The organism is Streptococcus sanguinis, assembly GCF_019929225.1.
GTDB lineage: Bacteria > Bacillota > Bacilli > Lactobacillales > Streptococcaceae > Streptococcus > Streptococcus sanguinis_J.
The window spans coordinates 1-23,317 of the sequence record NZ_JAHZPA010000010.1 but is presented as its reverse complement, the minus strand read 5'-3'; the positions used below and the strand labels follow the sequence as shown (position 1 = coordinate 23,317).

General features: G+C 44.6%; 32 protein-coding genes and 2 pseudogenes. 3 read left to right on the top strand and 31 right to left on the bottom strand.

The features are described 5' to 3' along the window. The 23 genes from rplO to tgt form a co-directional block, all read right to left on the bottom strand. Positions 1-441, bottom strand: a complete 441-nt coding sequence (rplO, locus tag K1I80_RS11655) for a 50S ribosomal protein L15 (protein ID WP_002901833.1) — start codon at positions 439-441, stop codon at positions 1-3. Between the two features lie 154 nt (positions 442-595). Continuing rightward, the gene (rpmD, locus tag K1I80_RS11650) at positions 596-778 is read right to left on the bottom strand and encodes a 50S ribosomal protein L30 (RefSeq protein ID WP_002894509.1); all 183 of its coding nucleotides are present in this window, start codon (positions 776-778) and stop codon (positions 596-598) included. Between the two features lie 13 nt (positions 779-791). Beyond that, positions 792-1,286: a 30S ribosomal protein S5 gene (gene rpsE / locus K1I80_RS11645; protein ID WP_002894506.1), complete on the bottom strand. Its 495-nt coding sequence runs from the start codon at positions 1,284-1,286 to the stop codon at positions 792-794. A gap of 17 nt (positions 1,287-1,303) precedes the next feature. Next, positions 1,304-1,660, bottom strand: a complete 357-nt coding sequence (gene rplR, locus K1I80_RS11640) for a 50S ribosomal protein L18 (RefSeq protein WP_009659213.1) — start codon at positions 1,658-1,660, stop codon at positions 1,304-1,306. Positions 1,661-1,745: 85 nt separating this feature from the next. Then, the gene (gene rplF / locus K1I80_RS11635) at positions 1,746-2,282 is read right to left on the bottom strand and encodes a 50S ribosomal protein L6 (RefSeq protein ID WP_002894503.1); all 537 of its coding nucleotides are present in this window, start codon (positions 2,280-2,282) and stop codon (positions 1,746-1,748) included. 189 nt (positions 2,283-2,471) lie between these two features. Further along, entirely contained in the window at positions 2,472-2,870 is a 399-nt protein-coding gene (gene rpsH, locus K1I80_RS11630) for a 30S ribosomal protein S8 (protein WP_002899666.1), read from the bottom strand. 180 nt (positions 2,871-3,050) lie between these two features. Continuing rightward, on the bottom strand, positions 3,051-3,236 hold the full coding sequence (locus K1I80_RS11625) for a type Z 30S ribosomal protein S14 (protein ID WP_001085697.1): 186 nt from the start codon (positions 3,234-3,236) through the stop codon (positions 3,051-3,053). 17 nt (positions 3,237-3,253) lie between these two features. Then, positions 3,254-3,796, bottom strand: coding sequence for a 50S ribosomal protein L5 (gene rplE, locus K1I80_RS11620; protein WP_002894499.1), 543 nt, complete (start codon positions 3,794-3,796; stop codon positions 3,254-3,256). 23 nt (positions 3,797-3,819) lie between these two features. Next, positions 3,820-4,125, bottom strand: a complete 306-nt coding sequence (gene rplX, locus K1I80_RS11615) for a 50S ribosomal protein L24 (protein ID WP_223313993.1) — start codon at positions 4,123-4,125, stop codon at positions 3,820-3,822. A gap of 72 nt (positions 4,126-4,197) precedes the next feature. Continuing rightward, positions 4,198-4,566, bottom strand: a complete 369-nt coding sequence (gene rplN / locus K1I80_RS11610; RefSeq protein ID WP_002894494.1) for a 50S ribosomal protein L14 — start codon at positions 4,564-4,566, stop codon at positions 4,198-4,200. A gap of 25 nt (positions 4,567-4,591) precedes the next feature. After that, the gene (gene rpsQ, locus K1I80_RS11605) at positions 4,592-4,852 is read right to left on the bottom strand and encodes a 30S ribosomal protein S17 (protein ID WP_000440801.1); all 261 of its coding nucleotides are present in this window, start codon (positions 4,850-4,852) and stop codon (positions 4,592-4,594) included. A gap of 23 nt (positions 4,853-4,875) precedes the next feature. Continuing rightward, a complete protein-coding gene (gene rpmC / locus K1I80_RS11600) occupies positions 4,876-5,082 on the bottom strand; it encodes a 50S ribosomal protein L29 (protein ID WP_002894488.1) in 207 nt (68 codons plus the stop codon). 9 nt (positions 5,083-5,091) lie between these two features. Further along, positions 5,092-5,505: a 50S ribosomal protein L16 gene (gene rplP / locus K1I80_RS11595; protein WP_002928793.1), complete on the bottom strand. Its 414-nt coding sequence runs from the start codon at positions 5,503-5,505 to the stop codon at positions 5,092-5,094. 3 nt (positions 5,506-5,508) lie between these two features. Next, the gene (gene rpsC / locus K1I80_RS11590; RefSeq protein WP_223313992.1) at positions 5,509-6,162 is read right to left on the bottom strand and encodes a 30S ribosomal protein S3; all 654 of its coding nucleotides are present in this window, start codon (positions 6,160-6,162) and stop codon (positions 5,509-5,511) included. Positions 6,163-6,174: 12 nt separating this feature from the next. After that, entirely contained in the window at positions 6,175-6,519 is a 345-nt protein-coding gene (gene rplV, locus K1I80_RS11585; protein WP_223313991.1) for a 50S ribosomal protein L22, read from the bottom strand. 11 nt (positions 6,520-6,530) lie between these two features. Beyond that, entirely contained in the window at positions 6,531-6,812 is a 282-nt protein-coding gene (gene rpsS / locus K1I80_RS11580; protein ID WP_000533766.1) for a 30S ribosomal protein S19, read from the bottom strand. Between the two features lie 231 nt (positions 6,813-7,043). Further along, positions 7,044-7,877, bottom strand: coding sequence for a 50S ribosomal protein L2 (gene rplB, locus K1I80_RS11575; protein ID WP_223313990.1), 834 nt, complete (start codon positions 7,875-7,877; stop codon positions 7,044-7,046). A 17-nt stretch (positions 7,878-7,894) separates the two neighbouring features. Beyond that, a complete protein-coding gene (locus K1I80_RS11570; RefSeq protein ID WP_002894481.1) occupies positions 7,895-8,191 on the bottom strand; it encodes a 50S ribosomal protein L23 in 297 nt (98 codons plus the stop codon). After that, the gene (gene rplD, locus K1I80_RS11565) at positions 8,191-8,814 is read right to left on the bottom strand and encodes a 50S ribosomal protein L4 (protein WP_002894480.1); all 624 of its coding nucleotides are present in this window, start codon (positions 8,812-8,814) and stop codon (positions 8,191-8,193) included. The genes K1I80_RS11570 and rplD overlap by 1 nt, the downstream gene beginning before the upstream one ends. A gap of 24 nt (positions 8,815-8,838) precedes the next feature. Next, positions 8,839-9,465, bottom strand: coding sequence for a 50S ribosomal protein L3 (gene rplC / locus K1I80_RS11560; protein ID WP_002894479.1), 627 nt, complete (start codon positions 9,463-9,465; stop codon positions 8,839-8,841). A gap of 84 nt (positions 9,466-9,549) precedes the next feature. After that, positions 9,550-9,858, bottom strand: coding sequence for a 30S ribosomal protein S10 (rpsJ, locus tag K1I80_RS11555; RefSeq protein ID WP_002894478.1), 309 nt, complete (start codon positions 9,856-9,858; stop codon positions 9,550-9,552). A 371-nt stretch (positions 9,859-10,229) separates the two neighbouring features. Then, positions 10,230-10,868: a uridine kinase family protein gene (locus K1I80_RS11550; protein WP_223313989.1), complete on the bottom strand. Its 639-nt coding sequence runs from the start codon at positions 10,866-10,868 to the stop codon at positions 10,230-10,232. 25 nt (positions 10,869-10,893) lie between these two features. Further along, positions 10,894-12,036: a tRNA guanosine(34) transglycosylase Tgt gene (gene tgt / locus K1I80_RS11545; RefSeq protein WP_223313988.1), complete on the bottom strand. Its 1,143-nt coding sequence runs from the start codon at positions 12,034-12,036 to the stop codon at positions 10,894-10,896. A gap of 152 nt (positions 12,037-12,188) precedes the next feature. Between tgt and K1I80_RS11540 the strand changes: the two genes are divergently transcribed. Then, positions 12,189-13,064, top strand: a complete 876-nt coding sequence (locus tag K1I80_RS11540; RefSeq protein ID WP_223313987.1) for a DUF975 family protein — start codon at positions 12,189-12,191, stop codon at positions 13,062-13,064. A 17-nt stretch (positions 13,065-13,081) separates the two neighbouring features. Here K1I80_RS11540 and K1I80_RS11535 read toward each other — a convergent pair. The 3 genes and pseudogenes from K1I80_RS11535 to polA form a co-directional block, all read right to left on the bottom strand. After that, positions 13,082-13,393: pseudogene (locus K1I80_RS11535) on the bottom strand (kinase); the annotation flags it as partial. Positions 13,394-13,419: 26 nt separating this feature from the next. Then, positions 13,420-13,857: a CoA-binding protein gene (locus K1I80_RS11530; RefSeq protein ID WP_125407882.1), complete on the bottom strand. Its 438-nt coding sequence runs from the start codon at positions 13,855-13,857 to the stop codon at positions 13,420-13,422. Positions 13,858-14,032: 175 nt separating this feature from the next. Beyond that, positions 14,033-16,675 carry a DNA polymerase I gene (gene polA, locus K1I80_RS11525; RefSeq protein WP_223313986.1) on the bottom strand — a complete coding sequence of 881 codons (2,643 nt, stop codon included), beginning with the start codon at positions 16,673-16,675 and terminating at the stop codon, positions 14,033-14,035. A gap of 98 nt (positions 16,676-16,773) precedes the next feature. On the opposite strand from polA, the pseudogene K1I80_RS11520 reads away from it, so the two are divergent. Further along, positions 16,774-17,315, top strand: a pseudogene (locus K1I80_RS11520) (histidine phosphatase family protein). Between the two features lie 77 nt (positions 17,316-17,392). After that, positions 17,393-17,869, top strand: coding sequence for a YcxB family protein (locus K1I80_RS11515; protein ID WP_223313985.1), 477 nt, complete (start codon positions 17,393-17,395; stop codon positions 17,867-17,869). A gap of 47 nt (positions 17,870-17,916) precedes the next feature. On the opposite strand, the gene K1I80_RS11510 is transcribed toward K1I80_RS11515, so the two are convergent. From K1I80_RS11510 to K1I80_RS11490, 5 genes are all read right to left on the bottom strand, one after another. Then, positions 17,917-18,531 carry an HAD-IA family hydrolase gene (locus tag K1I80_RS11510; RefSeq protein WP_223312434.1) on the bottom strand — a complete coding sequence of 205 codons (615 nt, stop codon included), beginning with the start codon at positions 18,529-18,531 and terminating at the stop codon, positions 17,917-17,919. Beyond that, positions 18,528-19,805, bottom strand: coding sequence for an MATE family efflux transporter (locus tag K1I80_RS11505; RefSeq protein ID WP_223312435.1), 1,278 nt, complete (start codon positions 19,803-19,805; stop codon positions 18,528-18,530). The genes K1I80_RS11510 and K1I80_RS11505 overlap by 4 nt, the downstream gene beginning before the upstream one ends. A 182-nt stretch (positions 19,806-19,987) precedes the next feature. After that, on the bottom strand, positions 19,988-20,923 hold the full coding sequence (locus K1I80_RS11500) for a YitT family protein (RefSeq protein WP_125337951.1): 936 nt from the start codon (positions 20,921-20,923) through the stop codon (positions 19,988-19,990). Then, positions 20,910-22,664 (bottom strand): aspartate--tRNA ligase, encoded by a 1,755-nt coding sequence (gene aspS / locus K1I80_RS11495; protein ID WP_223313984.1) that lies wholly within the window; start codon positions 22,662-22,664, stop codon positions 20,910-20,912. The genes K1I80_RS11500 and aspS overlap by 14 nt, the downstream gene beginning before the upstream one ends. Before the next feature lie 169 nt (positions 22,665-22,833). Further along, positions 22,834-23,046 carry a hypothetical protein gene (locus tag K1I80_RS11490; RefSeq protein ID WP_223313983.1) on the bottom strand — a complete coding sequence of 71 codons (213 nt, stop codon included), beginning with the start codon at positions 23,044-23,046 and terminating at the stop codon, positions 22,834-22,836. Between the last annotated feature and the right edge of the window lie 271 nt (positions 23,047-23,317).

Here is a 23,317-nt window from a genome sequence, read left to right as displayed (position 1 = left end):
TTAGATGACTTCCACTGAACCACCTTTAGCAGTGATAGCTTCTTCAGCTGATTTAGAGAATTTAGCTGCCTTAACAGTCAATTTCTTTGTCAATTCTCCGTTACCAAGAATCTTGATACCTGATTTTTCAGCTTTTACAATACCTGCTTCGATGAGAACAACTGGTGTTACTTCAGCGCCATCTTCAAAGGCGTTCAGTTGGTCAAGGTTAACAATCGCATATTCTTTGCGGTTGATGTTTAGGAAGCCGCGTTTTGGAAGACGACGGAACAATGGAGTTTGTCCACCTTCAAAACCAAGGCGAACGCCGCCACCGCTACGAGCTTTTTGACCTTTTTGACCACGGCCAGATGTTTTACCGTTACCAGATGAAGTACCACGACCAACACGGTTGCGGACTTTACGAGAACCTGCAGCAGGTTGTAATTCATGAAGTTTCATTATATTATTTCTCCTCTTTTGTAAAATGCTAGCGCTCATATAGGAGAAAAGGTGTCTCCTATATAAACTCGCCTATACATATATTTAGTTTTAGGGGCTGAGAAAATCCCATCCCCTAACGTATTTTAATTTAAAGTTGTTAAATCAGCAAAGCTTATTTAACTTCTTCAACAGTTACCAAGTGTGATACTGCAGTAATCATACCGCGTACTGCTGGATTATCTTCTTTGATAACTGAGCTGTTCAATTTGCCAAGTCCAAGTGCTACAACAGTTTTACGTTGTGACGGGATGCGTCCGATTGGAGACTTAGTCAAAGTAATTTTAATTTGAGCCATGTTATCCCCTTTCTTATGCCAAGTCAGAAACTGAAATACCACGAAGGGCAGCAACTTCTTCAGCGCGTTTTAATTGTTTCAAACCTTCAACAGTTGCGCGAACGATGTTGATTGGAGTGTTAGAGCCAAGAGATTTAGATGTAACATCTGCTACACCTGCCAACTCGATGACGGCACGAACCGCACCACCGGCAGCAACTCCAGAACCCTCAACAGCTGGCTTAAGCAATACTTTAGCTCCGCCAAATTCTGAAAGAACTTCGTGAGGAATTGTTGTGCCAACCATTGGTACTTCAATCAAATTCTTCTTCGCATCTTCAACTGCTTTGCGGATTGCTTCTGGTACTTCTTGAGCTTTACCAGTACCGAAGCCAACACGACCATTGCGATCACCAACAACTACAAGAGCTGCAAAGCGAAGACGACGTCCACCTTTAACAACTTTTGTAACACGGTTGATGGCAACTAAACGTTCTTCAAGTTCAACTGCGTTGTCTTTAAATGCCATTTTCTAGTGTCCTCCTCTTAGAATTTCAATCCGTTTTCACGAGCTGCATCAGCCAAAGCTTTTACACGTCCGTGATAGAGATATCCACCGCGGTCGAAGACGACTTCAGAAATACCTTTAGCAACTGCACGTTCAGCAACGAGCTTACCAACAACAACGGCTTGTTCTGTTTTAGTTCCTTTTGAAACTTCTTTGTCAAGAGTTGAAGCGCTTGCGAGCGTTACACCCGCTACGTCATCAATCACTTGAGCGTAGATGCCTGTATTAGAACGGAATACGTTCAAACGTGGGCGATCAGCAGTTCCAGAGAGTTTTCCGCGAACGCGACGGTGGCGTTTTTGGCGGATTTTATTTTTATCTGGTTTCGTAATCACAATTTTCACCTCTTAATTTTAATCTTGTGCTTATGCACAACCTTGGAAAACAGCTTGCTTGGCTGAGAAAATCAGCCAGACAAGATTATTTACCAGTTTTACCTTCTTTACGGCGAACGAATTCACCAACGTAGCGGATACCTTTACCTTTGTATGGCTCTGGAGCACGCAGGCTACGTACGTAAGCTGCAGTTTGTCCAACTACTTCTTTTGAAATTCCGCTGACAACGATAGTTGTTGGGTTTGGAAGTTCAAAAGTGATGCCTTCTGGTGCTTCTACTTCGTCTGGATGAGATTTACCAACTGAAAGTACAAGTTTTTTGCCTTGAAGTTGTGCACGGTAACCAACCCCACGCATTTCAAGTTCTTTCTTGAATCCTTCTGATACACCAACAACCATGTTGTTCAAAAGGGCACGAGTTGTTCCGTGGATTGTTTTCATTTCTTTTGAATCGTTTGGACGGTGAAGAGTTACTTCAGTTCCTTCCACACGGATTTCAATATCTTTTGAGAACTCACGAGTCAGTTCTCCTTTAGGTCCTTTTACAGTTACAACGTTGTCCTTGTTGCTGATTTCAACACCAGCAGGCAACACGATAACTTTATTACCAATACGTGACATGTATATATTCTCCTGTTAGATTGTCAGGCCGCAAGCGACCAGTTTTCACGGGGCTTAAATCGATTTCTCAATTTAAAGGAACATTTAGGTTTCAATTTCAAAGTGAATCTAGGCATCGTCTCGCAGGCATAACTTTGGGTTAGGCAAGAGACGATAACGAAGAGTCACAAAGAAATTGGGAACTAAATATTACCAAACGTAAGCGATAACCTCACCACCAACATTCTTTTGGCGTGCTTCTTTATCAGTCAGCAAGCCTTCAGATGTTGAAAGGATAGCAATTCCAAGTCCGTTCAGAACTTTTGGAAGATCTTCGCGTTTCTTGTAAACACGCAGACCTGGTTTTGAAACGCGTTTCAAACCAGTGATAACTTTTTCACCATTTTGTCCGTATTTAAGGAATACACGGATGATGCCTTGTTTGTCATCTTCGATGATTTCAACGTTTTTCACGAAACCTTCACGCTTCAGGATTTCAGCAATCCCTTTTTTGATGTTTGATGCAGGCACTTCAAGCACTTCGTGGTTTGCTTGGTTAGCATTACGGATACGTGTCAGAAAGTCTGCAATTGGGTCAGTCATAACCATTTTATATTTCTCCTCTTACTAGTAGTTTGCAAGCTGCACTTGCTAGTTAATGATTGAGCTATGCTCAGAATATGTTTCTAGGTTTCAATTCCTAAGTGAGTCTAGGCATCGGCTTGCAGGCATAACTAAAGTTAGGCAAAAGCCGATAACGAAGAATCATGACGGAATTGGAAGCTAGAATTACCAAGATGCTTTGGTAACGCCAGGGATTTGTCCTTTGTATGCTAATTCACGGAAGCAAACACGGCAAAGTTTAAACTTGCGGTAAACGGAATGTGGACGGCCACATTTTTCACAACGAGTATAAGCTTGCGTAGAGAACTTAGCTGGGCGTTTGTTCTTAGCAATCATTGATTTTTTAGCCATTTGTTTTACCTCCTATATTATTTTGCAAAAGGCATTCCAAGGCCTGTAAGCAATTCGCGTGACTCTTCGTCAGTGTTAGCAGTTGTTACGATAACGATGTCAAGACCGCGAGTCTTATCAACGTCATCAAAGTTGATTTCTGGGAAGATCAATTGTTCTTTCACACCAAGTGTGTAGTTTCCGCGTCCATCAAAAGATTTTGTTGGAACACCGTGGAAGTCACGAACACGTGGAAGAGATACTGAAACCAATTTATCCAAGAATTCATACATACGTTCGCCACGAAGGGTTACTTTGGCACCGATCGCTACACCTTCACGAAGACGGAAGCCGGCGATTGATTTTTTAGCTTTTGTGATAAGTGGTTTTTGACCTGAGATAAGCGCCAATTCTTCAGCTGCTTTTTCAAGATTTTTAGCATTTGAAACTGCGTCACCGACACCCATGTTCAAAACGATTTTATCCACTTTTGGCACAGCCATAACAGATGAGTAGTTGAACTTTTCTGTCAAAGCAGGAACTACTTCTTTAAGATATTTTTCTTTTAAACGATTAGCCATTATACTTCTCCTTTCCTTCGTGATTAGTCAAGCACTTCGCCTGATTTTTTATTGTAACGAACTTTTTTGCCGTCTACAAACTTGTAGCCAACACGTCCTGCAACACCATTTTTATCAAGCACTTGAACGTTTGATACATGGATTGGTGCTTCTTTTTCAACGATTGCACCTTGAGGGTATTCGTTGTTTGGTTTTTGGTGTTTTTTGACGAGGTTTACGCCTTCAACAACAACTTTGTTTACTTTTGGAAGTGCTGTAACAACAAGAGCTTCAACACCCTTGTCCTTACCAGCGATAACGCGAACTTTGTCGCCTTTTTTTACAAACATTAGAGTTTTCTCCTTAATATTTCTTACGCCCAAAGGGCACCCTGGAAAACCAGGGGACTAGTTTGTTTTAGATTAAAGTACTTCTGGAGCCAATGACACGATCTTCATGAAGCCGCCATCACGCAATTCGCGAGCAACTGGGCCGAAGATACGAGTTCCGCGAGGAGTTTTGTCTTCACGGATGATGACTGCAGCGTTTTCGTCAAATTTGATGTATGAACCATCTTTACGACGAGCACCTGATTTAGTACGAACGATAACAGCTTTTACAACGTCACCTTTTTTAACCGCACCACCAGGAGTAGCTTGTTTGACAGATGCAACGATTACGTCGCCGATGTTGGCGAACTTACGTCCTGAACCACCAAGAACCTTGATTGTCAAGATTTCGCGAGCACCGCTGTTGTCAGCAACTTTCAAACGAGTTTCTGTTTGAATCATTTAACTTTTCTCCTTTCTGGTTTGATTAGATGATAACCGCTTCTTCAACGACTTCTACAAGACGGAAGCGTTTGGTAGCTGAAAGCGGACGAGTTTCCATGATACGAACGATATCGCCTTCTTTGGCAACATTGTTTTCATCATGTGCTTTGTATTTCTTAGAGTAGTTAATACGTTTACCATAGACTGGGTGGTTCCGTTTTGTTTCAACTACAACTGTGATGGTTTTGTCCATTTTGTCAGAAACAACGCGTCCGACAAGAACTTTACGATTATTGCGTTCCATTGAAATTCTCCTTCCCTAGTCTATTATTTCACTTCTGATTGAACAGTCTTGATACGAGCGATTTGTTTTTTCACTTCTTTCAGGCGGGCTGTCTGCTCTAACTGACCAGCAGCTGCTTGGAAACGAAGATCAAACAATTCTTTCTTCAATTCATTTTCACGCTTCGCGAGTTCTTCTTGAGAAAGACCACGAAGTTCTTTAACAAATTCTTTTACTTCATTAAGTTTCATGTCTTCTCCTTATTCTGCTTCACGTTTAACGAACTTGCACTTAACTGGCAGTTTGTGGCTAGCCAGACGAAGCGCTTCACGAGCAACTTCTTCAGAAACACCGGCAACTTCAAACATGACTTTGCCACGTTTAACTGGTGCTACCCAACCTTCAGGAGCCCCTTTACCAGATCCCATCCGTACACCGATAGCTTTAGCAGTGTATGATTTGTGTGGGAAGATTTTAATCCAAACTTTACCACCACGTTTCATATAACGAGTCATAGCGATACGGGCAGCTTCGATTTGGCGGTTAGTGATCCAGTGGCTGGTAGTTGCTTGAAGACCATATTCTCCAAATGCTACTTCTTTTCCGCCTTTAGCTTCACCGCGCATTTTTCCACGGAATTCGCGGCGGTGTTTAACACGTTTAGGTACTAACATTGGTTATTTACCTCCTTTAGTGTTTTTACGAGCTGGAAGAACTTCTCCACGGTAAATCCAAACTTTAACGCCCAATTTACCATAAGTAGTATCAGCTTCTTCCCAAGCGTAATCGATGTCCGCGCGCAGGGTGTGAAGCGGAACGGTACCTTCAGAGTAGCCTTCAGCACGGGCAATATCTGCACCATTGAGACGGCCTGAAACCTGTGTTTTGATTCCTTTTGCTCCAGCACGCATCGTGCGTTGGATGGCTTGTTTTTGAGCACGGCGGAAAGCCACACGTTGCTCTAATTGACGGGCAATGCCTTCACCGACAAGGTGTGCGTCCAAGTCTGGACGTTTGATTTCGATGATGTTGATATGAACTTGTTTGCCAGTCAGCTTGTTGAGCTGTGCACGGAGTGCATCAACATTCGCTCCACCTTTACCGATAACCATACCAGGCTTAGCAGTATGAAGGGAAACGTTAACTTTGTTTACTGCACGCTCGATTTCAATCGTTGAAACCGCTGCGTCAGCCAATTCTTTTTGAACGAATTTGCGGATTGCAAGATCCTCATGAAGGTAATCCGCGTATTCTTTTTCAGCATACCATTTGGCATCCCAATCACGGATGATGCCGACACGCATACCAATTGGATGTACTTTTTGACCCACGATGTTACCTCCTTATTGTTCTGCAACGACCACTGTGATGTGGCTGGTGCGTTTGTTGATTGGTGAAGCTGAACCTTTTGCACGTGGACGGAACCGTTTCATGGTTGGTCCTTCGTTTGCGTAAGCTTCAGATACTACCAAGTTAGCTTTTTCCAAACCAAAGTTGTTTTCAGCATTAGCGATTGCAGAGTTCAACACTTTTTCGATAATGCCGGCAGCTTTGTTTGGAGTGAATTTCAAAATTGCGATTGCGTCAGCGACGTTTTTACCACGGATATTGTCAAGAACTAGACGAGTTTTACGAGGTGAAACACGCACTGTACGAGCCATTGCTTTAGCTGAAGTAATTTCTGCCATTTATGTTCTCCTTATTTTCTACGTGTTTTCTTGTCGTCTGCAGCGTGACCTTTGTAAGTACGAGTCGGTGCAAACTCACCAAGCTTGTGACCTACCATGTCTTCCTGAATGTAAACAGGTACATGTTTACGCCCGTCATAGACTGCAATTGTATAACCGATGAAACTTGGGAAAATCGTTGAACGACGTGACCAAGTTTTAATAACTTTTTTCTTTTCGTCATTAGCTTGAGCTTCAACTTTTTTCATCAAATGCTCATCGACGAAAGGTCCTTTTTTAAGACTGCGTCCCATTTTATATTTTTCTCCTTTAAATATGTACCACAGCGGCCTGCGCCCGCATGGAGCGCTACCGAGCTGGCGGATGTTTTGTTATTAGACTCCAGGTCCAGTGTAACATGTTATGAGTTGGCAGCGGATAATTGTCAGTTGATTTGGCTCTCGCCTCATCACTCAACCAATCATCTGTGCCGAGTTTTTGCAGGGAAGTTTAACAGCTAGGCTGCAAACTGCTGCTCAGCTGCCTTATTTCTCGTTGCGACGACGAACAATAAGCTTGTTAGATTTCGCTTTTTTGTTACGAGTTTTAAGACCAAGAGCAGGTTTGCCCCATGGAGTAGACGGCGCTTTACGGCCGACAGGTGCTTTACCTTCACCACCTCCGTGTGGGTGATCGTTAGGGTTCATTACAGAACCACGAACTGTTGGGCGGATACCTTTCCAGCGGCTGCGTCCTGCTTTACCAAGGTTTACAAGTCCATGTTGTTCATTTCCGACAACACCAACTGTAGCGCGGCAAGTACCAAGAATCATACGAACTTCGCCTGATTGAAGACGAACAAGAGTGTACTTACCTTCTTGACCCAATACTTGAGCAGAAGCTCCAGCAGCACGAACCAATTCTCCACCGCGGCCTGGCTTCAACTCAATGTTGTGAACCAAAGTACCAACTGGGATGTTAGCAAGCGGAAGAGCGTTTCCGACTTTGATATCTGCTTCAGGACCTGAAACGATACGTTGACCAACTTCAAGACCTTTAGGAGCGATGATATAAGCCTTCACACCGTCAGTGTAGTGAACCAAAGCGATGTTTGCTGAACGATTTGGATCATACTCGATTGTTTTTACAACTGCTTCAACAGCGTCTTTGTTACGCTTGAAGTCAATCAAACGGTAGTGACGCTTGTGGCCGCCACCTTGGTGACGAACAGTGATGCGACCGTTGTTGTTACGACCAGCTTTGCTCTTCAAAGAAACAAGCAAAGATTTTTCTGGAGTGCTGGTAGTGATTTCAGCGAAATCCAAAGAAGTCATATTACGGCGACCGTTTGTTGTTGGTTTATAAACACGAATTCCCACGATATTTCCTCCTTAGATTATTCTTCTTCTGCACCAAACAACTCGATTGCTTTAGAATCAGCTGTCAGTGTTACGATAGCTTTTTTAGTTTTGTTTGTAAAACCAGTGTAGCGTCCAACGCGTTTTGCTTTTGGTTTTACATTGATAGTGTTAACGTTAGCAACCTTAACTCCTTCAAAAGCAGCTTCAACAGCTTGTTTGATCAAGAGTTTGTGAGCGCGAGTGTCCACTTCAAATACGTATTTGCCTGCTTCGTACTGAGCCATTGAGCCTTCAGTGATAACAGGTTTTTTGATTACGTCGTACAAATTCATTATGCAAGAACCTCCTCAATTTTAGAGATAGCTGCCTGAGTAACCAGAAGTTTATCGCTGTTTACGATGTCCAGAACGCTTGCAGTTGTTGCAGTTGCAACTTTCACGTTTGGAAGGTTGCGAGCTGAAAGTGCAGCGAATTCATTTCCTTCTTCAAGGATAACAAGAACTTTCGTATCAATGCTCAGTGCAGCAAGCACTTTTGCAAACTCAGCAGTTTTTGGAGCTGTAAATGAAAGGCTGTCTACAGCTACGAATTTGTTTTCAGCAACTTTTTCAGAGTAAACTGATTTCAAAGCCAATCTACGAACTTTACGTGGAAGTTTGTAAGCATATGAACGAGGAGTTGGACCGAATACGATACCACCACCACGCCATTGTGGAGAACGGATAGAACCTTGACGAGCACGTCCAGTTCCTTTTTGACGCCATGGTTTGCGTCCGCCGCCTGATACTGCAGAACGGTTTTTAACAGCGTGAGTTCCTTGACGAAGGCTAGCGCGTTGGCTGATGATAACATCAAAGACAACTGATTCGTTTGGCTCAATACCAAAGACCGCATCGTTCAGAACTACTTCACCAGCTTCTTTACCAGTTTGGTCAAATAATTTTACGTTTGCCATTGTGACTGATTTCCCCTTTCTTTATTATTTACCAGCTTTAACTGCTGACTTGATAGTGATAAGAGATTTCTTAGCACCTGGTACGTTACCTTTAATCAGGATAACGTTCTTCTCTGGAACAACCTGTACGATTTCAAGGTTTTGAATCGTTACACGGTTGCCACCCATACGTCCAGCTAAGCGTTTGTTTTTGAACACGCGGTTTGGCGCAACTGGTCCCATTGAACCAGGACGACGGTGGTAACGTGAACCGTGAGCCATTGGACCACGAGATTGACCATGGCGTTTGATAACACCTTGGAAACCTTTACCTTTTGAAGTTCCTGTTACATCAACAACATCACCAGCTTCGAATGTATCGACAGTGATTTCTGCTCCTACTTCCAAGCCTTCAATGTTTTTGAATTCACGAATGAAGCGCTTAGGAGCTGTGTTAGCTTTCGCTACATGGCCTTTGGCAGGTTTGTTGCTCAATACGTCACGAAGGTCATCAAAACCAACTTGAACTGCGTTGTAACCATCCGTTTCAACTGTTTTAACTTGAAGAACAACGTTTGGAGCTGCTTCAACAACAGTTACAGGGATTAATTCGCCAGCTTCAGTGAAGATTTGAGTCATTCCCACTTTTTTCCCTAAGATTCCTTTTGTCATGAGAAAATGTTTCCTTTTCTATAAATTTTTTCAAAAAGTTTTTAACGAGCGTTTTTCATGCTCTGGTTTAGATCAAACTTTAGATTAAAGTTTAATCTCTACGTTCACACCACTTGGAAGATCCAATTTCATCAAAGCGTCAACTGTTTTTTGAGTTGGGTTGATGATATCGATCAAGCGTTTGTGAGTACGCATTTCAAATTGTTCGCGAGAGTCTTTATATTTGTGAGTCGCACGAATGATTGTGTAGAGGCTGCGCTCAGTTGGAAGTGGGATTGGACCCGCAACTTCAGCACCAGTACGAGTAGCAGTTTCTACGATTTTTGCAGCCGCTGTGTCAAGTGTACGATGTTCGTAAGCTTTCAAACGGATGCGGATTTTTTTGTTTGCCATCTTTTTCTCCTTTTCGTCTATTTAAGATAATAGGCTAGCTCCACAAGAAAACCGACAGGCGATTGCGTGGCAATGCAACCGAGCGTGTCGCAACCTCTTGCATCAAAGCTACACGCTGTATTTTTACAGCACCATAGTATCTTAACACAAAGAACCAGTCATTGCAAGGGATTTGAGTAATTTTTTAAAGATTTTTAGGATAATTTTTTATGAAAGTGTTTTCTAAGCAATGTATAAGTCTTGTAAGTCATTATCTAGAAGAAAATTTAGACTTTTCACCTATTTATTCGAGTTTGTATTCAGAAAATACAAAATCCCACTGACGCACATCAGTGAGATAAAAAATGAAAATTCATCCTTGGCTACTTGTTTTATAGCAAAGGGCTGTCCTTTTCGATGCGAAAGCTGTTGTCCGACTGGCAGATGACAAGGTCGGCAGCCGCTAGATAGGGCTGATAGAAGTGCTTATATTGCTCTCGCCGAGCTAAATGTGTCTGCTTTATCCAATCTGATCTGCGCTCTCGCACAGCCACGTCCCGAGCCAAGCGGCGTTCTAACTCGGTCTGATCATCCGTGTAAAAGCAAATCGACAAATCAAACAAACTTTCAGGCAAAAAGGCAGATGACATACCTTCTACTATTAAAATCGGCTTTCGGGCTGATAAACGCAAGCTAGGCGACCAAGCTGTGCCAATGGTCAGAATATCTAGACCAGACTGCAAGGCACAAATATCTCGCTCCAGACTGCTTAGTTCATGAACAGCTGGGAGACAAGCTGTGACTTTTTGATGAGGAAAATCTTTGGAACTGAGCAAATCTCGATACTCTCCAGTAATTACATAAGGATCTGTTTCCAGCAGATTGGCTCGTTCCTCACCCAATATTAGTTGGAGTTTTCGAGCAAAAGTTGACTTGCCCGAAGCACCATGACCGTAAATACGCAAGATATGTTTTTGGTCGTCTGACAGATTCGTTGTCAATCTTTTCAGCAATTTCTCTTCATCAGACATAGCTTCCCCTTTCAAATGGAGCTCCTTAGAAATTTCGGCTGGATTTATTGTAGCCGTAGCGCTCAATAAAGTCTTCACGGAATTCCAGCAGGTTGTCATCCATGATAGCTTGGCGCACCTTCTTCATAAGGTTTACCAAGAAGTAGAGATTGTGATAGCTGGTCAGGCGGATGCCGAAGGTCTCGTCCGCTTTGAGCAAGTGGCGGATATAGGCCCTCGTGTAGTTGCTGCAAGTATAGCAGTCACAGTCATGATCCAGCGGCGTAAAATCTTCCTCAAACTGGGCATTTTTAACAACCAGACGCCCTTCGCTGGTCATACAGGTACCGTTTCGGGCAATCCGAGTCGGCAGGACGCAGTCAAACATATCCACACCACGGATAACCCCATCAATCAAGCTATCTGGTGCTCCCACTCCCATAAGATAGCGGGGCTTGTTTTCAGGCAGCATAGGTGTTGTGAAGTCCAGCACTGCATTCATCTCTTCGTGAGACTCACCAACTGCCAGTCCTCCAATTGAGTAGCCTGGGAAATCCATGCTGACCAAGTCTTGAGCAGACTGGCGACGCAAATCTTCAAAGCCAGCACCCTGAACAATCCCAAAGAGACCTTGGTCGTGTGGACGGCGGTGCGCCTTGAGTCCACGCTCTGCCCAACGGCTGGTCCGCTCAATAGACTTCTTGACATAGTCATAAGGTTGGTAGAACTGCGGACACTCATCAAAGGACATCATGATGTCGCTACCCAGATTGTTCTGGATAGAGATGGCCTTTTCTGGCGACAGGAACATCTTGGAACCATTGAGGTGGTTCTTGAAAGTTACTCCTTCTTCTGTGATGTTGCGGCTGTCAGCTAAAGAATAGACCTGGAAACCGCCACTATCAGTCAGAATAGGCTGGTCCCAGTTCATGAACTTGTGCAGGCCACCTGCACGGGCAATCAGCTCATCGCCTGGACGTAGCCAGAGATGATAGGTATTGGCCAAGATAATACCAGAGCCCATTTGCTTGAGCTCTTCAGGGGACTGGGTCTTAACTGTCGCCTGGGTTCCAACCGGCATAAACATAGGCGTCGGGAAAGTCCCGTGAGGCGTGATAATCTCTCCCAAACGAGCACCTGTGTGTTTTTCTTTTTTAATCAAACGATACTGAATCGGCGATGTTGACATGTTTCCTCCTGCTGGGAAAAACAGTCCCAGCGATTTTTCTTCTATATAATGAGCAGCAAGGACTCACAAGATACCGTATGATTTTACCAAAAAAACTTCTATCTGTCACGGGGTATGATATAATGTAACAGACAAATCCAAATGGAGGAATTATGAATCTAAGTCACATCAGAGCTCAGGCTCGTACCGTCCGTAGCCAAACGAGAGGGATTTTTCTTTTGTTTGCGGCCCCAACTCTTGTCAGCATCCTCAGCATCTTACTTTCCCTTAATGACAATCTAAGAGATTCCATTCCCAGCCTAACTTTTAGCCAGTCCATCTATCTTCTCATTAGCAAAAATCTTTTTCCGACGACCATCCAGTTTATCTTGACCTTGCTACTGCTTTCTGCCAGCTATACCATGATGAAGGTCCTTCGTAAGAAAAAGGATGACGTTGGTTTTTCAGATATTGGCCAGCTTTTTACGAGCAAGACTTTCACACCTGTCTTCAAGACGGTTTTGCTCAAGCATCTGCTGATTTTTCTTTGGAATATTCCTATGTTCTGCGGGAGTCTTCTAGCAATCTTTAATGCTTATAAAATCCTCTCTATTTCGGAAAAAATCCCAGCCCATACAGTGGTGACAGCTCAAAGCGAGGTAGGTCAGCAGATTCTTCAATACACCCCTAGCATGATACTGGGAACCCTCTTGATATTCCTTGGTCTAGGAATCACTATCCCTCAGTACTACGCCTATACTCAAGCAGAGCTCATCCTCTACGACCAGCTTGAAACTGATACCTACCAGGGAGCTTTCTCTGCTATCCGTCAAAGCCGGAAACTAATGAAGGGCTATAAAGGAAAGCTATTTTTGCTGGATCTGAGCTTCATCGGCTGGAATTTATTGGCCAAAATGACTTATGGTATACTGAATATTATGGTTCTCCCTTATACAGCGACTGCTTACATTCTCTTTTATGAAGAATTGAAAAAAGAAAACGCAATCTCACATGAAAACAACCCACAGGCACAGGACTCCTTGTCCTAAGCTTGTGAGTTGTTTTTTTATTTACTATTATATTCTGTCTTGTCCAGGGCAGAGCAGATTTTGTCAAAGGCAGCCTCTAGTGAATCCTCATCTGTGAAAAAGGCTTCCTCTTCCCAGCCCAAGAAGTCTCTGTCTTTCCACCAGCGCTTCATGTCGGCAGGGGAAAATTCTTCTTGCTTCGCTCTAGTCTGATGGCGACGGACAGTTTCTTCAAAGGATAGGTCATAATAGTAAGCAAAGACCTGTGGAGCAAAAAGTTTTTTCAACCGCTCTAGCATCTGTCCGTAAATGTCTGTCTCATAAAATCCTTCTACCAGAACCGGAATTTCCACGAATGATGACTAACTTAGCCATCTTATTCGCCCAGAATCAAGCGTGTATGCTCGCGTTTAATGCAGCGGTCCATGACAATGTCGTCCCGACCAGCTGTCCGCAAAATCTGCTCAGCCTCCTCACTCTCCAAGCCCAACTGAGCCCAGAAAATCTTGGCATCCGACTGCAGAAAATCAAGTGCCACATCCGGCAAAAACTCACTGCGACGGTATACATCGACAATATCCACCGGGAAAGGAATGTCTTTAAGACTGGCATAAACAGTCTCACCAAAAATCTGACTGCCCGCTGCCCGCGGATTGACTGGAATAATGCGATAACCTCGCTCCTGCATCTCCTTGGACACGCGGTTGCTGGTCGTTTCTTCGCGGTCAGACAGTCCAACAACAGCAATCACCTTGCTGTTTTTCAGATAATGCTTGACGATGGCATCGCTGGGATTTTGAAAATGATAAGTCATAGGCTTCCTCCTCATTCATAATAAAGCTGGATAATTTTGCAAGTACTGTGTCCTAACTGAATCTGGGCTAAACACGAGCTAAAACCTCGGAAAATAGATAATCCATTCTAGGAGCATCGCTCCGTCGTCCGGATTTCTAATTTTCAGTCAGTTTTGACGCTCTTTGTATCTTATCTTACTTCGCCTCGTACCAAGTTTGGCCGGCATTTTCATCAGCTACTAGTGGAACGGCCAGCTCAATCGCAGCCTCCATGGTTTCTTTGACTAGTTGGCGGACGGCTGTTAACTCGCCGTTTGGCACTTCCAGTACGATTTCATCGTGAACCTGCAAGAGCATGCGAGATTTAAAATTCTTCTCTGTCAGAGCTCGGTCCAGATTAATCATAGCGACTTTGAGAATGTCTGCGGCCGATCCTTGGATCGGGCTGTTAATGGCTGTGCGCTCCGCAAAATTTCGGATGTTAAAGTTGCGGGAATTGATGTCCGGTAAAGAACGACGGCGATGATAAATGGTCTCTACATAGCCCTTATCACGCGCTTCGCGAACAATGGTTTCCATATAATTCTTGATACCAGGGAAACGCTCAAAATAAGTCTGAATATAATCTTTGGCAGCCTTGCGGGAAATTCCCAAATTATTGGCCAGTCCAAAGTCGGAAATACCATAAACTACTCCGAAGTTGACAGCCTTGGCATTACGGCGGTCATTTGGTGTCACATCCTCTGCCTTTTCAATACCAAAGACCCGCATGGCTGTGGCCGTGTGAATGTCTTCTCCATGCTGGAATGCAGCAATCAAATGCTCGTCCTGCGAAATGTGAGCTAGCACCCGCAGCTCAATCTGGGAATAATCCGAGCTGAGTAGCACACTGTCTGCCCACTCCGGCACAAATGCCTTGCGAATGAGGCGCCCCTGCTCCAAACGAACGGGGATATTCTGCAAGTTCGGGTCAACCGAGGACAGGCGTCCAGTCTGGGTCAAATCCTGAACATAGCGAGTGTGGATCTTGCCGTCAGCCGCTATCGCCTCCTGCAGTCCGATGATATAAGTGGACTGAAGCTTGCTGATTTGACGGTATTCCAGAATCTTAGACACAATCGGTGCAATGGGTGCTAAACGCTCCAACACATCCACCGCTGTCGAGTAGCCTGTCTTGGTCTTTTTGGTGTACTCCAGCGGCAACCCCATATCCTCAAAGAGAATGTTTCCCAGCTGTTTCGGTGAGTTAATATTGAACTCCTGACCAGCCAGATCATAAATCTCCTGAGTCAGACTTTCCAGCGTCTTTTCATTTTCTGCCTGCATGCCCTGCAGGGTTTCCCGCTCAACCTTGATCCCCGCAATCTCCATCTTGGCTAAGACAAAGGCCAGTGGCTGCTCCATTTCAAGCAACAAATCCAGCTGATCGTGGGAACGGAGCTGTTCTTGCATTGGCTCTTCTGTTTCCAGCAACACTTGAACCTTACGAGCCAGATGCTCAAAGAGCTGCTCTTGCTCCGGCAGAGCACGCTTGGCCCCCTTGCCATACACCTCGTCATCAGTCGGCAGGATTGTTTGGCCGTAGAGGCGAGCAATAGTCGCCAGCTCATTATCCTCAACTGTAGAAAGCAGATACTTGGCTAAGCGCGTATCAAAGGCTGCTGCTGGCAGTTCAATGCCGTAATGACTGAGCAGTACCTTGGTCCGCTTGAGATCGTAGGTTTTCAGAGCTATTTTTGTCAAGAACTCCTGAAAGAGAGGCTGCTGCAGTAAATCGCTGGATCCGACATAAATCTGACGGCTATCGCCCCAGGCAAGGCCGACAATCTCTTCCTTGTGGTAGTTGTCACCCAAGATTTCAAAATAGAAAAATTGCTCTGGTGCCAGCATATCTGCTGTCACTTCAGTCACTTTGGTAAATTCAATTGGTTTGACTTCTACTGGTTCCTGAGCAGTTCCCAGCTGAGCCTTGAGCTGCTTGAAGCCCATCTCGTCGTAGAACTTGCTCAGGGTCTCTATCTGAGGACCCTTATAAACCAAATCATCCAGCCCGATTTCAATCGGAGCCTGAGTATTGATGGTGGCTAGGGTTTTAGATAAGAAGGCCTTGTCCTTGTCATTGATCAGATTTTCCTTCATCTTGGAAGCCTTGAGCTGGTCAATGTTTTCATAGAGATTTTCCAAAGAACCATAATCCAAGAGGAGCTTGAGACCAGTCTTCTCACCAATCTTGGTCACGCCGGGGATATTATCCGACTGATCGCCCATCAGCGCCTTGAGGTCAATAAACTGCTCTGGTGTGATGCCCATCTTTTCCATGAGGTAGGCTGGGGTAAATTCCTCAAACTCAGCCACGCCTTTCTTGGAAATCTCCACCACGGTATTATCATCCGTCAGCTGAATCAAGTCTTTATCGCCGCTGACAATGGTCACATCGTAAGGCACAGCTGTCTTTTCAGCCATCTTATCCAAGGTTCCGATGATGTCATCCGCCTCGTACTGAGCCAAGTCGTAGTAGTGAATGCCTAGGTGCTGCAGCATTTCACGGATAAAAGGCAGCTGCTCACGAAATTCATCCGGTGTCTTGGCCCGACCAGCCTTATAGTCGGCGTACATCTCGGTCCGGAAGGTCGTCTTACCAGCATCAAAAGCTACCAGGACATGAGTCGGCTGCACGCGCTCTAAGAGATGATTGAGCATGAGGTGGAAGCCGTAAATAGCATTGGTATGCAGGCCCGATGGACTCTTGAAACGGTCGATTTGATTATAAAGCGCAAAAAAAGCGCGAAAAGCAACGGACGAACCGTCGATTAATAATAATTTGTTCTTTTTTTCCATAGGTTTATTATAACACGAAAGGCCGACAAAGACAGGAACAGCGATGTGGAAAATAGGTAGAAAATGAATGGAGATTTAAATTTTGCTATAATCATTTTATGAACAATACCTACTATTTTATCCGTCATGCGCATTCTAACTATACACCTGATGAAATCAACCGACCATTATCAGACAAAGGGCAAGAATCCTTGGCGCAGCTTGACTTTTTAGCAGACAAACCCATTACCGCCATTTATTCCAGTCCTTACCGAAGAGCCATCCAGACGGTTGAACCTTTGGCTCAGAGCCTGAAACTCGCTATTCAAACCGACAAACGGCTAATAGAGCGAAAGCTAAGTAGTCAAGCGATTGCCGACCAAGACTTTGAAGAAGCCCTCATGCAACTTTGGTCACAGCCGACTTTTTCATTTGTTGGTGGCGAGTCTAATCAACAAGCTCAACAGCGAGCCTTAGCCTTTCTTCATGAACTGGAAAGCGAACACCAAAACGAAGAGATTATCATTAACTCCCATGGTAACCTTATCTGCATTTTACTAAGCGCATTCGATTCCAACATTGATTATAACTTTTGGCATAATTTCCCATGCCAGATGTGCTAGTTTTAGATAAAGACGAAAGAATCACTCACCTCCCATAAAAGATGGTATCGCCTAGCAAGATTCGACTAAATCTTATCGCTCATATATGTTATAATATAGAAACTGGAGGTAAAAGATGTTTCCAATCCGTATTACAACTCTTATGACTGAAGAAGTTTATAAAAGATTTTCATGGGCTATTCTCGTGCGACGAAAAGGATTTGTATTATACATAATCATACTGATAATCGGGCTGTTCACCTACGTAATGCTCGGCCCATTAGAGGAAAAGATAATATCTATCATATTGGCTCCCCCTATTTGCGCCTCTATGTACTATTTTGGCATGAATTATCAGATTAAGAGAGCTTATCAAAAAAATCCTTTATTTCAGAACATGGAGGTCACTCTAATATTTGACAGAGAGGCTTTTATCGCAAGAAATATACGCGGAGAATTTCACTATACCTATGATGATATTGTCAAAGTCATTATGACAAAGCAAGATTTTTATATCTTGATAGGGGAGAGCACTGGTTTCGCAATTGAAAAAGAAAACTGTTCTCCAGAGGCTCTTGAGTTCTTGCTAGAACTTCACATTGAGCATATGTAAAAGAAAAAGCAGGCTAGACTGACAGTAGATCAGTTCTGGTCTGCTTTTTATCTTGTAAATAATTGCTTGATATCCATCAACTTCTCTATTTTCTGATTGATTTCTGGTCGGTAGTCACAGAAGTTAATGCTCTGAATGTCGCTATTGACCGCAACATCCACATCCAGCGTCCGGTCGCCGATATAGTAGGTTCCCTGCTTATCCAGGCCATATTTATCGAGCAGATAGTTGACACCTTCTGGGTGGGGCTTGCGCTCAAATCCGTTGGCTGTTGTGATGATTTCTGTAAAATAGTCATGAATGCCCAAGTCTTGCAAGATTTGATGAGCATTGATTCCCTTGTGGGTATAGACGAACTGCGCAATCCCCTGCTCTTCAGCCCAAGCCAGTATCTCCGCAGCCCCTTCCATCAGATGGACCTGGGCATTTTTCTCCTTTAGGCTTGCTCCACGGAAGGCATTCATCTCAGCAGCATCCAGCCCTTTCTCAGACGCTACTTTTTCCAAGAGCTTCTGGACAGAGTGCTTTAGGATATAGCTGTGAATACTCGCCCTGTCAAAGTCCAGACCATAGTGAGCATAGGTTTCTTCAATTCCTGCCAAAATAGCATCGTATGAGTCCAGCAAGGTGCCGTCCAAGTCCCAAATAAACGCTTTTGTCATGTGATTTCCCTCATTTTTCTGTCAAATAAAACCTTTAAAAATAGCCAGCGGAAGGCATTGTCCAAGAGCATCCCAGTCCAGACTCCTGGCAGACCCAAACCAAAAGTCACTCCCAGCAAGTAACCGACAATAATGCGAATCAGCCACATGCCAACAGTCGTGGCATAAAAGGGCAGTCTGGCATTCCCCAGCCCCTGCCAGATAGCTGTGTAAATCACGGTTCCCACTGCCATGGGAGTTCCCAGCAGGGAGAAAAGCATGACCGAAAGACTGGCTGTGATAGCTCCGCTATTGTCCGTATAGAGCAAGGTCAGCGGCCGACCAAAAGCAAAAATTCCTAGAGCCACGGGCAGCATGCAAGCAAAAGACAGCCAGAAGGTCCGCTGACGAATTAAACCGACCTCTTTCATATCTCCCTTACCTACCGCATGACCTACCAACATGACTGTTGCTGTTGCGACCCCAAAGATTGGCATATAATTGAACTGAGTCAGGACTTCACCGATGGCATTCCCCGCTACTGCGTCTGTCCCAAAGACGACCACAATGGCAATAATAACTACATCACCGGCCCGCATCATGAGCCGCTCTCCAGCAGCCGGCAGAGACAGGCGCAAGAGCTCTCCATCTAAGCCCCAGCGCCAGCGAATTGTAGACAAATCCAGCTCCCGCCAGAGAATCAGCACACCGACCAAACGAGCCAGCACCGTTCCCAGCGCTACACCGACAATACCAAGCCCAAAGACATAAATCCCCAGACCGGAAAAGAGGGCATTGAGGACATTGGTCAGAAGACTGACATACATGGGGAATCTAGGGTTGCGTGTGACACGCACTAAAGCACCAAAAGAAGTCATCAAGCCTAGCAGAACAATTGTCCCACCAACCAGAGCCAGATAAAGACCACCTGCTTCAGCTACCGCTTTTTCCGTCCCCAGAAGATCCAGCATCTGCCTGCCAAAGAGTAGGGAAACGAGGCCTAGCAAAAGACTCAGAAGTAGCGTCAGCTTGATAGCCTCGGCTGTATGATAGGCCAAACGCTCCTTGTCTCCCTGTGCCAGAGTCTTGGAAATAAGACTGGAAATAGCAGCCCCCAGCGCGATAAAAATTGCCTGATAAATCGTAATGATGTTGCCGGCCACCGAGACACCAGAAATCGCAATCAGCCCAAGACTGGCCACCAGATAGCTGTCTACCATTCCCATTAGCATCTGCAAAAAATTCTCCGCCATAGCTGGCAAGGCGATATTCATGATTTTTTTATAAGTCGTCATAATCTGAAAATCTCCCGTATTTGTATATCCTTTCTTACTCGAGATTTCCACTCTCCACCATAGAGAATAGAAAGCGGTGGGACTATTGTCCTACCGCATATGAATCTCCTATCACAAAAGCTCGTTTTAAGCACAAACTCCCACACTATACTACTTCGCATTCCCAAGATTAATGAATATCTTCACTCCTCCACAAAGAGTCCCAAGATATGGACATTGTCTGCAACGGAGACGAAGGCAGCTGGGTCGGTCTGCTTCATGATTTGCTTGAATTCATTAAACTCAGCTCGGGTAATAACCGTCACCAGAACAGCTTTTTTCTCATGATTATAAGTTCCCTCAGCGCCATGAATGACTGTCGCCCCGCGATGCAGCTTATTGTGAATCTTATCAATCACCCTATCTGGATGACTGGTGATAATCATTGCTTGCATGCGCTTCTGCTTGGTAAAGACAGCATCCGTCACTCGACTTGATACAAAAATAGTAATCATAGAGTACAGCGCATATTCCCAGCCAAAAGTCAGACCCGCAATCAGCATAATAATCCCATTGACAATCAAGGAAATACTCCCAACATTCCGGCCTGTTTTTTTCCGAACAGTCAGACTGACAATATCAGTCCCACCGCTGGAAATACTGGACTTAAGGGCAAAGCCAATTCCCGTGCCCATGACCACACCACCGAAAAGGGCGTTGATAATAGGATTATCAGTCAAGGTCACTTCCGGCACAAACTGGATAAAAAGTGAGCTCATGGTAACCGTGATAAAGGTGAAAATGGTAAACTTATGCCCAATCTGGTACCAGGCCAGGATCATCAGCGGAATATTGATGGCGTAAAAAGTCACAGAAACCGGAATGGTAAAACCTAAGAAACGAGTACTGAGGGCAGTAATGACCTGCGCCAGACCAGTCGCCCCGCTGGAATAAACATGCCCCGGCTGAAAGAAGAAATTGACTGCGACAGCCGACAAAAAGCCATAGACAAGCGAGGCAGAAATCTTCTCATCGTACTTCTCACGCGAGATACTCTTTAAAGACCGCAAAATTTTAAAATTATAAGCAAACCTGCGGACATAATAGCGAAAGAGTTTGTAAAAATTAGTCTTCTTCATGTGCTTCCACTTGTAAACTTAATTCCTCTAATTGAGCGACCGACACTGGGCTAGGCGCCTGTGTCATTGGATCAGAAGCCTTGTTGTTTTTTGGAAAGGCGATGACTTCGCGGATATTTTCTTCACCAGCCAGTAGCATCACAAAGCGATCCAAGCCTAGAGCCAAGCCGCCATGCGGTGGAAAACCATAGTCCATAGCCTCCAGAAGGAAGCCAAACTGCTCAGCAGCTTCTTGAGCTGAGAAGCCAAGTGCCTTGAACATCCGCTCCTGCAAGTCTTTCTGGTTGATCCGAAGACTTCCGCCGCCTAACTCATAGCCATTGAGAACGATATCATAGGCCACAGCCCGTACCTTGCTCAAGTCGCCTTCCAGCTCTTGCTCAGAATCTTTCTGAGGCAGGGTGAAAGGATGGTGGGCACTCATGTAGCGGCCCTCTTCTTCTGACCATTCAAACATGGGCCAGTCCACCACCCAAAGGTAGTTAAATGTATCAGGGTCAATCAAGTCCAGCTCTTTGGCCAAGCGTACACGAAGAGCTCCCAAAGCAGCGTTTGCCACTTCCAAAGTATCAGCCACAAAGAGAACTAGGTCATTATTTTCAAGCTGTAAAGTTTCTGTCAACGGACTTGTCAAGTCTGTCAAGAACTTAGCAACTGGACCAGTCAGCTCTCCATCAGCCACTTTCACCCAAGCAAGACCCTTAGCACCATGCTGTTTCGCTTGCTCTGTCAGCTTATCGATATCCTTACGAGAGTATTTATCAGCTGCATTTTTCACCACGATAGCCTTGACAGCTGGAGCTTCTGAAAAGACCTTGAAGTCAACTCCCTTGACAAGATCTGTCAAGTCCTGCAACAACATCTCAAAACGAGTATCAGGCTTATCAACACCATAAAGAGCCATGGCATCATCATACTTCATACGAGGGAAAGGCAGAGAAACATAAATACCCTTGGTCTCCTTCATGACACGAGCAATTAAGCCTTCTGTAATGTCCTGAATCTCCTGTTCAGACAAGAAAGAAGTCTCCAAGTCCACCTGAGTAAACTCTGGCTGACGGTCACCGCGCAAGTCCTCGTCACGGAAGCATTTAACAATCTGGTAATAACGGTCGAAACCAGCATTCATCAAGAGTTGCTTGGTAATTTGCGGACTCTGTGGCAGAGCGTAAAAATGCCCCTGATGAACCCGACTAGGCACCAAGTAATCACGCGCTCCTTCTGGCGTTGACTTAGACAGGAAAGGCGTTTCCACATCAAGGAACTCCAGCTCATCAAGATAGTTGCGGATAGAGTGAGTCACCTTGGCACGGAGCTTGAAGTTCTCCAACATCTCTGGTCGGCGCAAGTCCAGATAACGGTAGCGCAAACGCGTATCGTCATTCACCTCGATACCATCTTTGATTTCAAAAGGCGTAGTCTTGGCTGTATTTAAAACAGTCAGGCTTTCCACATGCAGCTCCACGCTTCCTGTCGCCAACTTGTCATTGGCCTGCTCACGTGCAGCCACCTTACCGGTCACCTCCAGCACAAACTCACTACGCAGGCTTTCTGCTGTTGACATGACCTCTGCAGCCACAGTCTCAGGATTGATGACCAGCTGCATAATGCCTTCACGGTCACGCAAATCAATGAAAATCAGACCGCCCAAATCCCGACGGCGAGCTACCCAGCCCTTCAAAGTGACTTCCTGACCAACATGTTCCTTGCGAACACGCCCAGCATACATAGAACGTTTCATCTTTACTCTCCAAATTTTTAATTCTGTTACTATTTTACCACAAAGCGCCTAAGAAAGCCCTTCTGTCCGTTCTTTTTCTGAAAAATATTAAAGCTTCACATGACTAATACTGACAGTTGTGACAAAAGGCCTGAGGCGAAGACCTCAGACCCACTGTCTACTCTATAGATTATTCCTTTTTCTTGCCATCCTCATATAGGCTGGGCGCAAATGCTTTTGTCACCATGGCCGTCAAGAAGCGAAACCCTCCCGCTGCCAAACCAAAAATCGGCGCCAAAGCACGGAAGAAAAAATCCCCCCGCATAAATAAACAAAGCAGACCAGTAATCACAAAGATARCCAARCCCTGCACCARAGCCACCAATAATATTTTCTTCATCATTCCCTCGACTTTCTATAGACTATTATAGCATAAGAAAGGAAGGTTAGGGCAGAAACTGTAAACTTTTGGAAAAGAGCAAGGTAAAGAACTGAGGTGCAAAAGAAAACCACCCGAATTGATAATTCAGGTGGGCAATGAAATTACGGAAGTTTATAATTTTCTTTCATTTGTTTTGATACATTATACTGCTTTTTCTGTGTAGGAGTCAGCCTAGCTTGTGGATTGGAATAAGTAAACATTGACGTCTCAGTCTCAATTCCTTTGGCTAAGT

Excerpts from the sequence above, each read along its gene's own strand:
- rpmC (WP_002894488.1), bottom strand. The coding sequence starts at position 5,082 with ATGAAACTTAATGAAGTAAAAGAATTTGTTAAAGAACTTCGTGGTCTT.
- rpsQ (WP_000440801.1), bottom strand. The coding sequence starts at position 4,852 with ATGGAACGCAATAATCGTAAAGTTCTTGTCGGACGCGTTGTTTCTGAC.
- K1I80_RS11530 (WP_125407882.1), bottom strand. The coding sequence starts at position 13,857 with ATGACTTATCATTTTCAAAATCCCAGCGATGCCATCGTCAAGCATTAT.
- rpsE (WP_002894506.1), bottom strand. The coding sequence starts at position 1,286 with ATGGCATTTAAAGACAACGCAGTTGAACTTGAAGAACGTTTAGTTGCC.
- rplE (WP_002894499.1), bottom strand. The coding sequence starts at position 3,796 with ATGGCTAATCGTTTAAAAGAAAAATATCTTAAAGAAGTAGTTCCTGCT.
- K1I80_RS11550 (WP_223313989.1), bottom strand. The coding sequence starts at position 10,868 with ATGTCTGATGAAGAGAAATTGCTGAAAAGATTGACAACGAATCTGTCA.
- rplC (WP_002894479.1), bottom strand. The coding sequence starts at position 9,465 with ATGACAAAAGGAATCTTAGGGAAAAAAGTGGGAATGACTCAAATCTTC.
- rpmD (WP_002894509.1), bottom strand. The coding sequence starts at position 778 with ATGGCTCAAATTAAAATTACTTTGACTAAGTCTCCAATCGGACGCATC.
- rpsJ (WP_002894478.1), bottom strand. The coding sequence starts at position 9,858 with ATGGCAAACAAAAAAATCCGCATCCGTTTGAAAGCTTACGAACATCGT.
- K1I80_RS11505 (WP_223312435.1), bottom strand. The coding sequence starts at position 19,805 with ATGACGACTTATAAAAAAATCATGAATATCGCCTTGCCAGCTATGGCG.
- polA (WP_223313986.1), bottom strand. The coding sequence starts at position 16,675 with ATGGAAAAAAAGAACAAATTATTATTAATCGACGGTTCGTCCGTTGCT.
- K1I80_RS11540 (WP_223313987.1), top strand. The coding sequence starts at position 12,189 with ATGAATCTAAGTCACATCAGAGCTCAGGCTCGTACCGTCCGTAGCCAA.
- K1I80_RS11625 (WP_001085697.1), bottom strand. The coding sequence starts at position 3,236 with ATGGCTAAAAAATCAATGATTGCTAAGAACAAACGCCCAGCTAAGTTC.
- K1I80_RS11500 (WP_125337951.1), bottom strand. The coding sequence starts at position 20,923 with ATGAAGAAGACTAATTTTTACAAACTCTTTCGCTATTATGTCCGCAGG.
- rplF (WP_002894503.1), bottom strand. The coding sequence starts at position 2,282 with ATGTCACGTATTGGTAATAAAGTTATCGTGTTGCCTGCTGGTGTTGAA.
- rpsS (WP_000533766.1), bottom strand. The coding sequence starts at position 6,812 with ATGGGACGCAGTCTTAAAAAAGGACCTTTCGTCGATGAGCATTTGATG.
- K1I80_RS11570 (WP_002894481.1), bottom strand. The coding sequence starts at position 8,191 with ATGAATTTGTACGACGTAATCAAAAAACCTGTTATCACTGAAGGCTCA.
- tgt (WP_223313988.1), bottom strand. The coding sequence starts at position 12,036 with ATGTCAACATCGCCGATTCAGTATCGTTTGATTAAAAAAGAAAAACAC.
- rplV (WP_223313991.1), bottom strand. The coding sequence starts at position 6,519 with ATGGCAGAAATTACTTCAGCTAAAGCAATGGCTCGTACAGTGCGTGTT.
- rplO (WP_002901833.1), bottom strand. The coding sequence starts at position 441 with ATGAAACTTCATGAATTACAACCTGCTGCAGGTTCTCGTAAAGTCCGC.
- rplN (WP_002894494.1), bottom strand. The coding sequence starts at position 4,566 with ATGATTCAAACAGAAACTCGTTTGAAAGTTGCTGACAACAGCGGTGCT.
- K1I80_RS11515 (WP_223313985.1), top strand. The coding sequence starts at position 17,393 with ATGTTTCCAATCCGTATTACAACTCTTATGACTGAAGAAGTTTATAAA.
- rplX (WP_223313993.1), bottom strand. The coding sequence starts at position 4,125 with ATGTTTGTAAAAAAAGGCGACAAAGTTCGCGTTATCGCTGGTAAGGAC.
- aspS (WP_223313984.1), bottom strand. The coding sequence starts at position 22,664 with ATGAAACGTTCTATGTATGCTGGGCGTGTTCGCAAGGAACATGTTGGT.
- rplP (WP_002928793.1), bottom strand. The coding sequence starts at position 5,505 with ATGTTAGTACCTAAACGTGTTAAACACCGCCGCGAATTCCGTGGAAAA.
- rpsH (WP_002899666.1), bottom strand. The coding sequence starts at position 2,870 with ATGGTTATGACTGACCCAATTGCAGACTTTCTGACACGTATCCGTAAT.
- K1I80_RS11510 (WP_223312434.1), bottom strand. The coding sequence starts at position 18,531 with ATGACAAAAGCGTTTATTTGGGACTTGGACGGCACCTTGCTGGACTCA.
- rplD (WP_002894480.1), bottom strand. The coding sequence starts at position 8,814 with ATGGCAAACGTAAAATTATTTGACCAAACTGGTAAAGAAGCTGGTGAA.